Source organism: Devosia sp. Root685, assembly GCF_001427875.1.
Classification (GTDB): Bacteria; Pseudomonadota; Alphaproteobacteria; order Rhizobiales; family Devosiaceae; genus Devosia.
Genome location: NZ_LMHK01000001.1, coordinates 1,579,497 through 1,594,056, shown reverse-complemented (window position 1 = coordinate 1,594,056; position 14,560 = coordinate 1,579,497). Strand labels below are relative to the sequence as shown.

General features: G+C 63.6%; 13 protein-coding genes. 10 read left to right on the top strand and 3 right to left on the bottom strand.

What is annotated here, in order from left to right; genetic code table 11:
- Positions 1 to 43: 43 nt before the first annotated feature.
- The 5 genes from ASD83_RS07555 (at position 44) to ASD83_RS07535 (ending at position 4,314) form a co-directional block, all read left to right on the top strand.
- Positions 44 to 343 carry a PepSY domain-containing protein gene (locus ASD83_RS07555; RefSeq protein ID WP_056309337.1) on the top strand — a complete coding sequence of 100 codons (300 nt, stop codon included), beginning with the start codon at positions 44 to 46 and terminating at the stop codon, positions 341 to 343.
- 22 nt (positions 344 to 365) lie between these two features.
- A complete protein-coding gene (locus ASD83_RS07550) occupies positions 366 to 1,022 on the top strand; it encodes a response regulator transcription factor (RefSeq protein ID WP_056309336.1) in 657 nt (218 codons plus the stop codon).
- Between the two features lie 8 nt (positions 1,023 to 1,030).
- A complete protein-coding gene (locus ASD83_RS07545; protein WP_156385812.1) occupies positions 1,031 to 2,461 on the top strand; it encodes a sensor histidine kinase in 1,431 nt (476 codons plus the stop codon).
- 59 nt (positions 2,462 to 2,520) lie between these two features.
- Positions 2,521 to 2,994 (top strand): hypothetical protein, encoded by a 474-nt coding sequence (locus ASD83_RS07540; RefSeq protein ID WP_056309331.1) that lies wholly within the window; start codon positions 2,521 to 2,523, stop codon positions 2,992 to 2,994.
- Between the two features lie 117 nt (positions 2,995 to 3,111).
- A complete protein-coding gene (locus ASD83_RS07535; RefSeq protein ID WP_056309329.1) occupies positions 3,112 to 4,314 on the top strand; it encodes a hypothetical protein in 1,203 nt (400 codons plus the stop codon).
- Here the strand turns inward: ASD83_RS07535 and ASD83_RS07530 are convergent.
- Positions 4,311 to 6,257, bottom strand: coding sequence for an FAD-dependent oxidoreductase (locus ASD83_RS07530; protein ID WP_056309328.1), 1,947 nt, complete (start codon positions 6,255 to 6,257; stop codon positions 4,311 to 4,313). The two genes, ASD83_RS07535 and ASD83_RS07530, sit on opposite strands and share 4 nt — an antisense overlap.
- On the bottom strand, positions 6,254 to 7,330 hold the full coding sequence (locus ASD83_RS07525; protein ID WP_056309326.1) for a hypothetical protein: 1,077 nt from the start codon (positions 7,328 to 7,330) through the stop codon (positions 6,254 to 6,256). The genes ASD83_RS07530 and ASD83_RS07525 overlap by 4 nt, the downstream gene beginning before the upstream one ends.
- Positions 7,331 to 7,434: 104 nt before the next feature.
- On the opposite strand from ASD83_RS07525, the gene ccmI reads away from it, so the two are divergent.
- The 5 genes from ccmI to ASD83_RS07500 are packed head-to-tail and all read left to right on the top strand — an operon-like array spanning position 7,435 to position 14,388.
- A complete protein-coding gene (gene ccmI / locus ASD83_RS07520) occupies positions 7,435 to 8,547 on the top strand; it encodes a c-type cytochrome biogenesis protein CcmI (RefSeq protein WP_162249133.1) in 1,113 nt (370 codons plus the stop codon).
- Positions 8,544 to 9,020, top strand: a complete 477-nt coding sequence (gene ccmE, locus ASD83_RS07515; RefSeq protein WP_082561004.1) for a cytochrome c maturation protein CcmE — start codon at positions 8,544 to 8,546, stop codon at positions 9,018 to 9,020. Before ccmI ends, ccmE begins: the two co-directional genes overlap by 4 nt.
- Positions 9,017 to 10,990: a heme lyase CcmF/NrfE family subunit gene (locus tag ASD83_RS07510; RefSeq protein WP_056309988.1), complete on the top strand. Its 1,974-nt coding sequence runs from the start codon at positions 9,017 to 9,019 to the stop codon at positions 10,988 to 10,990. The genes ccmE and ASD83_RS07510 overlap by 4 nt, the downstream gene beginning before the upstream one ends.
- Positions 10,987 to 11,466 (top strand): cytochrome c-type biogenesis protein CcmH, encoded by a 480-nt coding sequence (locus ASD83_RS07505; RefSeq protein ID WP_056309322.1) that lies wholly within the window; start codon positions 10,987 to 10,989, stop codon positions 11,464 to 11,466. The genes ASD83_RS07510 and ASD83_RS07505 overlap by 4 nt, the downstream gene beginning before the upstream one ends.
- A gap of 42 nt (positions 11,467 to 11,508) precedes the next feature.
- A complete protein-coding gene (locus ASD83_RS07500; protein ID WP_056309320.1) occupies positions 11,509 to 14,388 on the top strand; it encodes a bifunctional [glutamine synthetase] adenylyltransferase/[glutamine synthetase]-adenylyl-L-tyrosine phosphorylase in 2,880 nt (959 codons plus the stop codon).
- Here ASD83_RS07500 and ASD83_RS21110 read toward each other — a convergent pair.
- Positions 14,385 to 14,558 carry a hypothetical protein gene (locus ASD83_RS21110; RefSeq protein WP_162249132.1) on the bottom strand — a complete coding sequence of 58 codons (174 nt, stop codon included), beginning with the start codon at positions 14,556 to 14,558 and terminating at the stop codon, positions 14,385 to 14,387. The genes ASD83_RS07500 and ASD83_RS21110 overlap by 4 nt on opposite strands.
- Positions 14,559 to 14,560 lie beyond the last annotated feature (2 nt).

The window sequence follows — 14,560 nt, the reverse complement described above, 5'->3', positions numbered from 1 at the left end:
CTTATTCATGTCCCATTCAGTAAGACCCCGCTAGTTTAGCGTCATGAAAACCAAAGCCCCAAAACCTTCCGCCGCTGCTGCCATTGCGCTGGCTCTCGCGCTTGCCCTTGCGGGTACTGGCGCGACCCAGGCGCAGTCCTGCCTTGGCCGCCAGGAAATTCAGGAGGCGGTGACCTCTGGCCGGATCATGTCGCTCGATGCGGTACTGGCTTCGGCCGGGGTCGATCCATCAGCTGAAATCCTCAACGTTCAGGTTTGCGACCAGGGCGGGCAACTGGTTTATATCATTGGTGTCTTGACGGCCGACGGTCAGGCGCAGAATTTGGTATTGAACGCGCAATAGTCGCTGAGCGGCGGGGGCAGTCATGCGTATTCTAGTTGTCGAAGACGATACCAATCTCAACAGGCAGCTCAAGGAAGCGCTGACCGAAGCGGGCTATGTCGTTGACGTGGCCTTCGACGGGGAGGAAGGACATTTCCTCGGCGATACCGAGCCCTACGATGCGGTGGTGCTCGATATCGGCCTGCCGCGCATGGATGGCCTTTCCGTGCTCGAAGAATGGCGGCGGGCAGGCAAGACCCTGCCGGTACTGCTGCTGACGGCGCGTGATCGCTGGAGCGACAAGGTGCAGGGCATCGATGCCGGCGCCGACGACTACGTGGCAAAGCCATTCCACATGGAAGAAGTGCTGGCCCGCCTCCGCGCGCTGGTGCGTCGTGCGGCGGGGCACGCGAGCAACGAAATTACCGCCGGCCCGGTGCGGCTCGATGCGCGCTCGGGCCGTGTGACGGTGGACGGACAGGCGATCAAGTTGACGAGCCACGAATTGCGGCTTCTGAGCTATCTCATGCATCACAAGGGCAAGGTGGTGTCGCGCACCGAGCTTACAGAGCATCTCTACGATCAGGATTTTGACCGCGACAGCAATACGATCGAAGTTTTTGTCGGACGGCTGCGCAAGAAGCTGCCGGAAGACTGCATCCAGACCGTGCGTGGCCTCGGCTACCAGATCATCGAATAGGGGTGGCCTTGTCCAGCGAGGCCGAGAACCCGGCGCCGCAACCCAATGCGCCCAAGAACTGGCTGCGCAAAGGGTCCATCGCTGCCTCGCTTTTCTGGCTGACGGTGGGCTGGCTGGTCGTGGCGCTGCTGGCCACCGGCTTTTTGCTTACCGATCTTTATTCCCGCGCGCTCGACACGACGCTGTCGCAGACGCTCGATTTTCACGTCGAAAGCCTCGCCGGTTTCCTGCTCGAAGTGGGCGATCCGCGCGATCCCGATATTGCGCTGGCCGATCCGCGTTTCGACCGGCCGCGTTCGGGCTGGTACTGGATCATCCGCGATGGCGACGGCGTGCTGGTCAATCTCTCGACATCGGTCGTCGGCATCGACTTGCCGCAGCTTTCGGGGTCGCTCGATGAACTGGGGCGGCGGACGGGGGTCGTGGCGGATGCATTCGGCACGCAACTACGCGTCGTTGAACGCAGCGTGACTCTCGATGGCGAAAACTATCGCATCGAAGTGGCGGGCAATCTCACCGAAATCCTTGGTCTTGTAGAAGATTTTCGCGGGCAAACTTTTATCGTGCTTGGCGCGGTGGGAGCCATGCTGGCGATCATGAGCGTCATCGTGGCGCGCTTTGCGTTGCGGCCAATCGACAAGCTGAGCGCCGCCATCGAAAGTGTGCGCGAAGGCGAAAGTACTGAGATCACCGGGCAATATCCGACCGAAATTGCGCCGCTGGCCGAAGAGGTCAACGAATTGCTGCGCTCCAATGCGCAGATCATCGAGCGGGCGCGCAATCAGGTGGGGAATCTTGCTCATGGGCTGAAGACGCCGCTTGCGGTTCTCCGCAATGAAGCTGCCGCCAAGAAGGGCGCGCTGGCCGACGTGGTGCAGGCCGAGACCGAGAAGATGAGCAATATGGTCTCGACCTATCTCGAACGGGCGCGCCTCGCCGCGCGCACCTCGATCGTCGGCAAGAAGGCCGACTCGACCATGATCATGCTGCGCCTGACGCGCGTGATGCGGAAAATCCATCCCGATGTGACGATCGCTTTTCAACGGCCTGACGCATCGCTCGCCTGGTTCCGTGGTGACGAGGCCGATCTTGAGGAAATGGCGGGGAACCTCCTCGACAATGCCTGCAAGTGGTCCAAGGGTCAGGTGGGGGTGCGGCTTTCGAGCGAGCGCAATGCCAAGGGCACGCAATTATTGATTCGGATCGACGATAACGGGCCCGGACTTTCCGAGGACGACGCGCGCAAAGTGTTGCGCCGCGGTGTCAGGCTCGACGAGAAAACGCCCGGATCCGGACTTGGGCTGGATATCGTCAAGGAACTGGTTGATGTCTATGGGGGAAGTCTCGAGCTCAAGCGTTCTGCGCTTGGCGGGCTTCTGGTCGAACTCCGCCTGCCCACGGCGCGGCTGGGGGGATTGGTTCGATCCCCTGCGGCCTGACGCACTTTCGCCGCATTGGCTCAACAAGTACCGACCATACGCTGAAAAGGTCCATATCGATGAATCGCTTCGCCCTGTTTGCCACGCCAGTTCTTGCTCTGGTTCTCGCCGGTTGCTCCACTGCCGGCACGAGCCAGGTGGCTCAGGCCCCGATTGTTGCCGCTCCCGTCATCACCCAGCCGCTCGTGGCAAGTTCTGCCCAGAACGTGCAGCAGGCGCGTCTGACGACCAATATCTCAAGCGGCTTCGTTGATCCGGCGGCTCTTGCAGCGATGACGGCCAAGGATTCGAACGAAGCCAATAGCGCCCAGTTCTATGCCCTGCAGTTCGGCCGTCCGGGCGCTCCGCGCCAGTGGGCCGGCGACAAGGGCACCACCGGTTCGGTTTCCGTGGGGCCCTACGTTCGCGTCAACAATCTCGATTGCCGCGACTTTACGCACACCGTCAAGGTCAACGGCCAGGACTACGTCAAGAAGGGCACCGCCTGCCGCGAGCAGACCGGGAACTGGAATGTCGTCCAAGGCGCTGCTTAAGGCCACCATCCAGCCAATAGTGGCCTAGGTTAGCGATAAGTCCACGTTCGGCAGTTAAGGATTGTTTACCTGCGGCCTATAGGCTGGCCGCAGACATCCTTCTGACCGATTGTATTGATGACACAGCTTGCCAACCGCGTTGACGAGAGTGCGTCGGCCCCAACAAAGCCGGCGACCAGAGCTTCGGGGCCGTTCTGCGGCCTGATCGATGCCGTTCTCGTGCACGAACCGGTTATCGAGAATTTTCCCGGAGCCGTGAACGCCGATGTGGCCCAGGCCATCTGGGTCTGGGTGACGCGCGACCTTTGCAGTGATATTTTTGCGCCCGAAAAGCTGAGCAACGGCACGCTGATGGCGGCCGACGTGGAAGCCGCAATGCCCGAAATTCTGGGCCGCATGAAAGCGGGCCTCGCCCAGAGCCAGGCGGATGCGGAAGGCGCGGGGCGACTTTCTGCGCAGCTGGGCCGCGAGGATGCGCGCCAGCATCTGGCGACGGTCATGCTGGCGCTGCGCAACCGGGCGCTTCTGGGCAAGGCTCAGGCTTTCGGCAAGGCGACCAATACGATTTCCGACGAAACCGCTCTCGGCACGGCCATGCAGGCCATGCCACTGCAGGATCCGGCACTGGCCGCTCTGGTGTTTCAGGCAGCCATGGGGCAGGTGGGACAACCGACCAAGCTCATTCTGGCGGCGATCAAGGTATCCGGCGCCGCGACGGAAGTGTCGGTGCGCCGCGCAGGCCTTGGGCCGCTGATCGATGCTTGCGTTTCCCATGCGCAGAACCAGTTGCGGTTCTTTCAGGCCATTGGGCCTTTTGCCGATGTCGACCTGATCTGCCGGGCGCTCGAACGCTTCCACAAGCTCGTTCGTGCCTTGACCGGCTATCTCGAATTCTCGCGCGGGAGCCAGGCGACGGCGGTATTGTCCTCCATCACCAAGCACGTTTCCGATCGCATTGAGCCGCGGCTCAAGGAGGTCGTGACCGATCTCAACCAGGCCATGCGCCGGCGCGAAAACGCGGATCGTCTCGATACCGACAAGCTGCTGGCTGCCGTTGGGGGCATTTATCTGCTCGCGACCGTGCGCGATTGCCGCGATTCCCTGGCGCTGAATACGGTCTATGAGCAGGCCTGGCACCAGTCGGGTCAGGCGCTCGAAATTCACATTCAGCGTAATATGGATCTGTTCAAGGCCAATCCGGACGATGCCAATACCATCGCCCGCCTCGACGCCGTGATACAGATGGCACAGGTGCGCTTCTCGCCCGAATATGCCGAAACGCTGAAGCGTGCGCGGCAGGCAGCGGAGCGGCGGAACTAGGTTTCGACGTCGGCCGGGATTGCCTGGCCGAGATCTCGCACCACGACATTGCGAACCGAGGCGGCGACCAGCGCCTCGGTCTTGCCCTCGCGGGTGCGCAGCACGACGCCGACAGCGCGACGCGGATCGAGCATGTCTTCCCCTTCAAAAATCAGTGCGCCGCTGTCCAGTTGACGCGACGGATCATGGCGCAGCGTCGCCACGACGGCATCTGTGCCAAAGCGGTCGGCGAGATAGGCCGGAACCGTGGCGACATCCCGGGCGAGGGGTGGATGAGGCGGCTCGGCACGCGCCAGGGGGACGAGGGCGACACGCTCCTGGGCGACGACGCCGGCCGATCCAGGCGGGATGAGACCAATGCCGACGCCCGCGCAAATGGCGCCGATGGAAAGTGGTTGTGGCGCCTCCGAGAGCACACGAACGGGGCCGGTTTGGGCGCCACGGAAAATATGCGTCCAGCGGCGGCGCGGTGGCGGGGCCGGGCGGAGCATTAAAGTATTGTCGGTGTCGAGATAGGTGAGCGTTGTTGCGTCCCCGCTGTCGGCAACGTGCATCTGCCGGTCTGGGGTTTCGTAAATGGCGTCGATGACGGGATCATCGACCCCCTGACCGGGGCGGCCGAGCAGGCGATCGACGGCGTGGATGCCGCTGGTGACGCAGCCGCGACGGGTAAAATGCCCCGCGGCGGACCCGGCAAGCACGAGGCCCCCCACTTCGCCAATGGGTTCGAGACGTTCCCGACGCGCGTTCCAGCGGCTTTCGCCACCGGCCAGGTGCCAAAGCGTCAGGTCGGGTTGCCAACCGCCGCAGAGCACCAGCCGATCGACGGAGACGGGTTCGCCATGCGGCAGTTCGACCGATAGCCGTCCACCGGTGCCGGGCGTGATGGCGAGCGGAATCGTGCCGGGAAACTGCCTGATGCCATAGGCTTTGCAGAATTCGATATAGCGCGAGCTGGCTTGGTCGCGCCCGTCGAGGATGCGATCAAGGGCTATCCCACTTTCCGCGAGCAGGGTGGCGAGGCGGTAGGCCGGATTGCCCGACGTGGCAAGAAGCCAGGAATGGCCGGGCCAGATGCCGTAGCGATAGGAGAGTTCGAATGCGTCCTGCGCGCCGACAATGCCGGGCAGGCGATTGCCGGGCAGCACGGGAAGGCGTTCGAACGCGCCGGTGGCGAGGACGATATGGCGCGCGGGCAGATCGGTGACCTGGCTTTCAACGCGTTCGCCGCTGACATCGAGCTGGTGCGCGCGCACCATGCCTTCGCCGATGGCAAAAACCTCGGCATGGGTGAGAACCGTGATCGTCTGGGTAGCGGCAATCTCGACCGTCAGCGCCGCGACATTCTCCTCGGGGGTGCTTTCGCCGTCCTGCGTGCCAAAAAGGCCGGAATGGCCGCCGAGATGCGGGCTCGCTTCGATCAGCGTGACTTTGAGACCTGCACGAGCGCCGGCCAGGGCCGCGGCCATGCCGGCGACGCCACCACCGACGACGATGAGATCGGTCGCTTCGGCCAGCTGGCCGCGAAGGGACCGCCAGGGGCGAACGAGACTGTTGCCCGCGTCGAGCGTGAGCCCCAGCGTTCGTCCGGGCTGGAAAAGGCGCGCGAGAAGGCCGGGGGTAGGGCCTTCAGCGATGATGCGATATTCGGCGCCGTCGCGGGCGGGTGTGCGCTCCATGGGGAGGGCGTGCTCGGGCGCGCTGGCTTTGGCGGCATAGGCGATGGCGGGAGCAGCGCTGGGGCGGAGGCCGAGCGGCTGGCCGGCATGGGTGCCGATCGTATCGACGCCCGCGGCAAGCAAGGCGCTGAGGACCGTGTCACCCTGAAAACCGGGCGTAACCCTGCCATTGATCGTGAACCTGATGGGGCGGGTCCGGTCGATATGCGCGCCGGCAAGGCCCTTGCCGGTCGTTGGGGGCAGGCGATTGGTCTGTGGCCTCATGCCGCCTGCTCGTCCATCCGGAAATTGAACTCGGCGACGGCACGGCCAAGGCCGCGCTTGTCGGCGCGTCTCGCCTCGCACCATTCGGCCTCGTCTTGGCTGGCCTCTCCCGCGAGCCAGCGCGCCAGAACGGGCGCCAGAAAGGCCCCGATCGAGCCGAGGCCGGTGAGGATGAGCGGTCCATCGGCAGCGACGGGGCCGAGAAGCGGTGCGCCATCGTTCGTGATCAGCGTCTCGTAGCCGACCTGGCCGACCTGCTGCAATTGTCCGGCGTCGGCGAGCAGAATCCCCAGCTCGCCGGAAAAGGCGCTCAGATTGCCCGGGCCCATGGCGGCCATGCCGCCTTCCTCATGTTGCACGAGAGTGATGCCACTATCGAGCTGGGTCATGATCGGGCCGGCGAGGTGACGGCTCGATGCGGTGAGGATGGTGGCGTGCTGGCGACGCAAAAGCTGGGCTGGCCATTGCCAACCGGGCAGGCAACGGAAAATGGCTGAATCATCGACCAATATGGCGCGACGGGCCACGAGCGCCTCGTCGTCCGTCTTGATCAGCGTGGCGCCGCCGGGCGCCATCGTGGCCGTCTCCGGCGCAAAGCGGCGAATCCCAAGCTCGGCGAGCCAGGTTTCGAGCGCCGGCTCGAAGCTCGGCCGATGGATGGTCACCGCGTCGTTGATGCGCAGGGCGGCACGGTCGGTGCCGATCTTGGCCGGCGGCACGGTTTCGAGGATCATGCCATGGGCGCGGGCCATGTGGGAGAAATGGCCAAGGGCTTCGCGTGCCGCAAGCCCATCGGCAAAGAAGATAGGATCGATGCGGCGCAGCGCTTGGCGTCCGCCGATTTTGGTGATCAGCTTGGACGTGTCGGGCAGGGAAGCTTTCAGCAGTGCCCAGGTTTCGGGTCTGGTGATCGGGGCGACCGAAATGTCGAGCGTACGCGGCAGCCGATAGCGCGCCTGTGCGTCGCCCACCATGACAACGTGACGCTTGTGACGGCTGGCGAGTAGGCCGGCGACGAGCCCGGCCAGGGCGCTCGATCCGAAAACGGCAAAATCCAGTTGCGGCTCGCTCATCGGCTCAATCCCCTGCGGCGAGCCGCCACTGTGGCAATGCGTCCACAGCGAACACGCGGGTTTTGATGGTTTTTCGCCGCAATGGGCTTATAGAGGACCCAACCTTGCTCGTTGAGAAAAGCAAGCGTCTGGGGCCCATGATTTTCTGGTTGATCGCCATTGCAGTCACCGCCATTGCCTGCGCCGCGTTGTTGTACGCGGGGCGCGGTCGCATGGTCAACGTGAGCGCCGCCGAAACCGCTGATGCCAACAGCCAATTCCGCCTCGTCCTGGCCGGGATCGACGCCGATCTCGCCGCCGGCAAGATTGGCGCCGAGGAAGCCGTTGGCGCCAAGGGCGAATTGGCCCGCGAAATGTTGCGCGCCAAGGCGGAGGCTGCGCCTCAATCCACGCGCGAAATGGGGCGGAGTACACTGTTTGTTGGTCTAGGGCTGGTCGCCGCTCTGGCGCTCGGCCTCTACGCCTTTCTCGGCAGCCCGAACCTTCCCGCCCAGCCGCTTGCCGGTCGTGCCGATGTTGCGGCGCAGACCATGGATCTCGGCAGCGCCATTGCGCGCATCGAGGAGCGGTTGACCACTGATCCCAATGATCTGCGCGGGTGGACGGTGCTGGCGCCGGCGCTTCTCGAAGTCGGACGCTTTGCCGAGGCCGCCAATGCCTATGGCCGCATCATCGATCTCTCCGAACCGACTGCCCAATTGCTGACCGATCGGGCCGAGGCGCTGCTGCTGGCCGCCGATGGCGCGGGATCGGAGGAGGCCATGGGGCTTTTGCGCACGGCCGCGGACATGGACCCGAACCACGTCCAGTCGCGCCTTTACCTTGGCGCCGAATTGACCCGCATGGGCCAATATGAAGATGCCATCCGCTTCTGGCGCGAGGCCCTCGATCTGGCGCAGGGCAACGAGCCCTGGCTGACGGCAGCACGGCAGGGACTTGCCGTGGCAGAAAACGATGGCTTCGATACGAGTGCGCAGGATCAGGCAGAGATGATCCGCGGCATGGTGGGCAGCCTCTCTACCCGGCTTTATGCTGATGGAGGAACGGTCGAGGAATGGTCACAACTGGTGCGTTCCTACATCGTGCTTGGCGACCTGCCCAATGCCCAAACGGCTTATGACGGTGCGGTCGCCGCCTATCCTGCGGCTTTCGATCGGGGCGAGCTTGACAGCATGGCTCTTGCCGCGGGCCTCAAACTCAATGGAGCTGAGCAATGACCATGCCGTCTGCCGTTCGCCGCAAAGGCTGGTCGCGCAAGCAGAAACGCCTGGCTGTCATTGCCGGGCTTGGCGTTGTGCTGGTGATCGCCGCCGCACTGGTGCTGACGGCACTGCGCGATCAGATCGTGTTCTTCTATTCGCCTACCGACGTTCAAACGCGCGGCGTTGAGCCCGGTCATCCCATTCGCCTCGGCGGCCTCGTCAAGAACGGGAGTTGGGTGCGCGAGGGGCAGTCGAACGCTTTTGTCGTGACCGACGGCGCCACTGAAATTGCCGCCAGCTATGTCGGCATTCTTCCTGATCTGTTCCGTGAAGGGCAGGGTGTGGTCGCCGAGGGCGCGATTGGTCCCGACGGCTCTTTTGTCGCCACCAATGTGCTGGCCAAGCACGACGAGAACTATCTGCCGCGTGAAGTCGTCGATGCGCTGAAAGCCCAGGGCGAATGGCGGCCGGAGACTGCGACGCCGTGAGCATCGAGCTTGGTCATTTTGCGCTGATCCTTGCCTGTGCCATCGCCGCGGTTTCGGCGCTGGGTGGGTTGTTATTCTGGCGAAACGGCCAGCGGCTGGCGCAGGTTTTGGCGCAGGCCTCGATCCTGCAATTCGTGCTGGTGGCCGTGGCCTTCCTCGCCGTGGTGCAAGCCTTTGTCACTTCGGATTTTTCGCTCAAGCTCGCGGTGGACAATTCCCACTCGCTCAAGCCGTTGATTTTCAAGATCTCCGGCGTCTGGGGCAATCACGAAGGCTCGCTTCTGCTCTGGATTCTGATCCTCGTACTGTTTGGCGCGCTGGTGGCGGCTTTTGGCCGGCGCCTGCCGGCTGACCTGCTCAATCTGGTGCTCGGTGCGCAGAGCCTCCTCGTTGCCGCCTTTGGTGGCTTCACGCTCTTTACGTCCAATCCTTTCGCGCGGATGTCTCCGCCCCCGCTTGAGGGGACGGACCTCAACCCGATCCTGCAGGATATCGGCCTCGCCATTCATCCCCCGCTTCTCTACGCCGGCTATGTCGGCTTTTCGATCTGCTTCTCCTTTGCCATGGCGGCGTTGATCTCGGGGCGCATCGATCAGGCATGGGCGCGCTGGGTGCGGCCCTGGACCATGTTGAGCTGGATTTTTCTCACCCTCGGCATCGCGATGGGTTCCTACTGGGCCTATTACGAGCTCGGCTGGGGCGGCTGGTGGTTCTGGGACCCGGTCGAAAATGCCAGCTTCATGCCCTGGCTCGCGGGCACGGCGTTGCTGCATTCGGCGCTGGTGATGGAAAAGCGCAATGCGCTGAAGATTTGGACGATCTTTCTGTCCATCATCACCTTCTCGCTGTCACTGCTCGGCACGTTCCTCGTACGCTCGGGCATTCTGACCTCGGTCCATACCTTTGCCAGCGACCCGACGCGCGGCCTCGTTATCCTGACCATGCTCGCCGTGCTGATCGGCGGCGCCTTCCTGCTTTTTGCCACGCGCGCCAGCACGCTGCGGCAGGGTGGTCTCTTCGCGCCGATCAGCCGCGAAGGCGCGCTTATTCTCAACAACCTGTTCCTCGCGACGGCGGTGGGCGCGATCCTGGTCGGCACGCTCTATCCGCTGCTGCTCGACGCGTTGGCGGGAACGACGATTTCGGTTGGTGCGCCTTTCTTCAATCTCACCTTCGGTGCACTGATGGCGCCGCTGCTGCTGGTATTGCCGTTTGGACCGCTGCTGCCGTGGAAGCGCGCCGATCTCGTGGCGGCGGGGCAGCGGCTGGTGGGGGCGGCGGGTCTCGCCATTTTCCTTACCATTCTGGTTTCGGCGCTCGGCGGTATTTCCATTTCGCTGGCGCCACTCGGGCTGTTGCTCGGCTTCTGGGTGACCTTCGGCGCCTTTGCCGAATTGATCGAGCGTGGCCGCATCGGCCGAATTCCGGTGGGCGAAAGCGTTCGTCGCCTTGTTGGCCTGCCGCGCACCATCTGGTCGACGGCGCTTGGGCATATGGGGCTGGGGCTGACCGTGCTCGGCATTGTCTCGGTCACCGCCTGGGAGACCGAACTGGTCACGACGCTTAATCCCGGCGAGACGACGGAACTCAGCGGCTATACGCTCGCCTTCGATAGTTTCGAGCAGATTCCGGGGCCGAACTACATGGCCGATACCGGGCATTTCACGGTCACCGCGCCGGGCGGCGGCACCAAGCAATTGGCCGCGGAGCGCCGCACCTATGTGGCGAGCGGCATGCCGACCACGGAAGCGGCGATCGAGACATACGGGCTGTCGCAGTTCTACCTGCAGCTGGGCGAGCCGCTCGATGACACCCATGTGGTCCGCATCTGGTACAAACCCTATATCCTGCTGATCTGGATCGGGGCACTGGTCATGGCCGGTGCCGGCGTGCTGTCTTTGACCGATAGGCGCCTGCGTGTCGGGGCTCCACAACGCGCGGCAAAGCCGGCGATGGAGCCGGCGGAATGAAGCGTTTTCTTGCGCTCTTCGCCTTGCTCTTTTGCCTTGTCATGCCCGCTCTTGCCGTTTCGCCTGACGAGATGCTGGGCGATCCGGTGCTGGAACAGCGCGCTCGCGATATTTCGGCGGGCCTGCGCTGCCTCGTCTGCCAAAACCAGTCCATCGACGACAGCGACGCTGACCTCGCGCGCGATCTCCGCATTCTGGTGCGCGAGCGGCTGGTGGCGGGCGATAGCAATGCCGAGGTGGAGCAATATCTTGTCGATCGTTACGGCGAATATGTGCTGCTCAACCCCCGGCTCAACAATCACACGCTGATCCTCTGGATCGCGGCGCCGGTGCTTTTGGCGCTCGGGTTGTTCGGTCTGTTCTGGGCCGTGCGGCGGTCGCCGTCGAAGCCCAGAGGTGAAGCCCTTTCCGACGATGAAAGGCGCGTTCTGGACGAACTTTCGGGCTCTGGGGAAAGCGACGCCACAAAGGGCTGAGCGCGGCTTGCTGACGTCTTGGTGGCGGGATATGCCTCTTTCATGAGCACCAATCTCGCGCCCTTGCCCGCCATCCCTCATCCCGGTTTTGACTCACTTCTGGCCGAATTGCCGGGAGGGGCCGTGCCTGCCTTCAAGGCGGCAGCGCCGACGCTCGGCACGCTGCTGCAATCGGCGCCTTATTTGCTCGATCTGGCGCACACGCATGCAGAATGGCTGGCCGATGCGCTCGAGCGCGGGCCGGACGCCGTCTTCGCCGAGCTGATTGCTGCGGTGTTCGCCGCCGGCACTACGGCGGACGAGGCAGGCCTTGGTCAGACCCTCCGCGTCGCCAAGGGGCGCACGGCGCTTCTGGCGGCGGTGGCGGAAACCGGCGGTGTCTGGACGACAGCGCAAGCGACCGAAGCACTATCAGATCTCGCCGATGCAGCACTTGAAGCGGCGCTCGACTTCCTCATGCGTCAGGCCTTCGACAAGGGGCAACTCGTGCTTCCCCGTGAAGAAGCGCTGGCCAAGAATTCCGGCCTTGCACTTTTTGCCCTGGGCAAACACGGCGGGCGCGAGCTCAATTACTCCTCCGATATCGACATTGTCGCCTTCTTCGATCCGCAAAAGCCGGTGCTGGTCGATCCCACCGAAGGCACGAAAATCTATTCGCGCATGGTGCAGAAGCTGGTGGGGCTGATGGAGGACCATCAGGCCCATGGCTATGTCTTCCGCACCGATCTGCGCTTGCGCCCCGATCCGGGTTCGACGCCCGTGGCGCTCTCGGTCGATGCCGCGCTCGCCTATTATGAAGTGCGCGGGCAGAACTGGGAGCGCGCCGCCTGGATCAAGGCGCGGCCCTGTGCGGGCGACAAGCAAGTCGGCGAAGCCTTCGTCAAGGAACTGGCACCCTATGTCTGGCGCAAGCATCTGGACTTTGCGACTATCGCCGATATCCAGGCGATGAAACGCCAGATCAATGTGTCGAAGAACGTTGGCGACATTCGCGTCGAGGGGCACAATGTCAAACTCGGACGCGGTGGCATTCGCGAGATCGAGTTTTTCGCCCAGACCCAGCAGTTGATCGCCGGCGGCCGCGACAAGGCGCTGCGCGTACGCCCGACGTCGCAGGCTTTGGCGGCTTTGGCGGCTGCTAACTGGATCAGTCCGAAGACGGCGAGCGAACTCACCGAGACCTATTGGTATCTCCGCGCCGTCGAAAACCGCCTGCAGATGCTGCGCGACGAGCAGACGCACATCATGCCAGGCACGCCCGAAGCCGTGGCGGTTATCGGCCGGTTGATGGGCCAGCCGGACTTGCAGGCTTTCGAAGCCAAATATCGTGCTGCCCTGGAGCGTGTCGCGCGCTACTACGCCGAACTTTTCACCGAAGGCGAGACTTTGGGCACGGTGGAGGGCAATCTCGTCTTCACCGGCAGCGATGACGATCCGAACACGCTCGAAACCCTGACGAATATGGGTTTTGCCGATGCGCACAAGGCCATCGAAACCGTGCGCAAGTGGCACTATGGCAGCTATGCCGCTACCCGCAGCGCCGCGGCGCGAGCGCATCTGACAGAACTGCTGCCTGCGCTCCTGACGACGCTGGCCAATGCCGGCAGCGCCGATCTCGGCCTTGCGCGCATGGACGATTTTCTCTCCCGCCTGCCCGGCGGCGTGCAACTCTTTGCGTTGTTGCGCAACCACGCCCAATTGCGCTCGCTGCTGGTGCAGTTCATGGCCTCGGCGCCGCGCATGGCCGAGGCGGTGATCCATCGCGCCCATGTCGTGGACGGCTTGATCGATCCGGCTTTCGCCAATGATGTCACCCATCGCGACGTGCTGGTCGCCAAGGTCGGTTCTTTCCTCGCCGATGCCCGCACCTATGAAGAACTGATCGACCGCGCCCGCATCATCGGGCAGGAGCAAAAATTCCTCATAGCGGCGGGCCTTCTCTCTGGCACGGTCAGCGCCACCATGGCGGGCGAACAGTTCACGGCGCTGGCGGAAACCTTGCTCAATCGCCTCTTTGCCAGCGTGCAGGAAGAGTTCGCGCGTCGTCATGGCCGGATAGCCGGCGCGTCCACAGTGCTCCTCGCCTTCGGCAAGATGGCGAGCCGGGAAATGACCGTCACCTCCGACCTCGATTTCATCCTGCTCTATGACGCGCCCGATATTGAGTCCGATGGCGAGCGTCCGCTGGCCCCCTCGCACTATTTCGCGCGCCTGACCCAGCGCCTGGTCGCTGCGCTGGCTGCGCCGACCAGCGAAGGCGTGCTCTACGAAACCGACATGCGACTGCGACCCTCGGGCAATGCCGGGCCGCTGGCCACCAGTCTTGCCTCGTTCCGCTCCTATCAGCGCGGCGAGGCCTGGACCTGGGAACACCTGGCCCTCAGCCGTGCTCGCGTCGTCGCCGGGACGGGCGACCTGCCCACTGTGGTCGAGCGCGAAGTCGCCGAGGTCATGGCCTTGCCGCGCGACAACGGCAAAATCATCGATGACGTGATGAGCATGCGTGCGTTGATGGCCAAAGAACGCAAACCGCGCCACGCTTTCGATCTAAAACTCGCCAATGGCGGCCTTATCGATCTTGAATTCGTCGCCCAGTCGGCGCAACTGGTCGCGGGCGCACGAATTGACCTGCCGCAGGCGCCCCCGGCCGAGGTTCTTGCGCGTCTGGGCCAGATTGGCCTCGTGCCCAAGGGCAAGCGGCTTGCCGAAATCCACACCATCTATGCGACTGTCTTGCAGGTGATGAGTTCGGCTCTCGTCAGCCCGTTCAAGGACGATGCCTGGTCTCCGGCATTCCAGGAATTGCTGGCGCAGCTCTGCCACTACCCCGATTTCAAGCTTCTTGCTCTCGATATTTCCGAAATGCAGGAAGAAGTCGCGGCGGCGGCTGCGGCTTGGTACGAAGCGGCGCGGACGCTTTAGCCGCGCCGTTCGGGTAGCGTGATGCCGCGTTTGGCCAGTTCTGCCTTGATGCTCTCGGGCATTTCACGGCAGCCGCAAAGCTTGGCGTGCTCGATGTGCCAGGCAACCCGATCATCGAGGTTGGCTTTCGGGCCCAGACGATGCGTTTCGTGCCACACGCGGTTGATCATGA

Bases quoted from the DNA above. Each gene is read 5' to 3' on its own strand.
- ASD83_RS07550 (WP_056309336.1), top strand. From the start codon at position 366: ATGCGTATTCTAGTTGTCGAAGACGATACCAATCTCAACAGGCAGCTC.
- ASD83_RS07500 (WP_056309320.1), top strand. From the start codon at position 11,509: ATGAGCACCAATCTCGCGCCCTTGCCCGCCATCCCTCATCCCGGTTTT.
- ASD83_RS07540 (WP_056309331.1), top strand. From the start codon at position 2,521: ATGAATCGCTTCGCCCTGTTTGCCACGCCAGTTCTTGCTCTGGTTCTC.
- ccmE (WP_082561004.1), top strand. From the start codon at position 8,544: ATGACCATGCCGTCTGCCGTTCGCCGCAAAGGCTGGTCGCGCAAGCAG.
- ASD83_RS07525 (WP_056309326.1), bottom strand. From the start codon at position 7,330: ATGAGCGAGCCGCAACTGGATTTTGCCGTTTTCGGATCGAGCGCCCTG.
- ASD83_RS07505 (WP_056309322.1), top strand. From the start codon at position 10,987: ATGAAGCGTTTTCTTGCGCTCTTCGCCTTGCTCTTTTGCCTTGTCATG.
- ASD83_RS07555 (WP_056309337.1), top strand. From the start codon at position 44: ATGAAAACCAAAGCCCCAAAACCTTCCGCCGCTGCTGCCATTGCGCTG.
- ASD83_RS21110 (WP_162249132.1), bottom strand. From the start codon at position 14,558: ATGATCAACCGCGTGTGGCACGAAACGCATCGTCTGGGCCCGAAAGCC.
- ASD83_RS07535 (WP_056309329.1), top strand. From the start codon at position 3,112: ATGACACAGCTTGCCAACCGCGTTGACGAGAGTGCGTCGGCCCCAACA.
- ASD83_RS07530 (WP_056309328.1), bottom strand. From the start codon at position 6,257: ATGAGGCCACAGACCAATCGCCTGCCCCCAACGACCGGCAAGGGCCTT.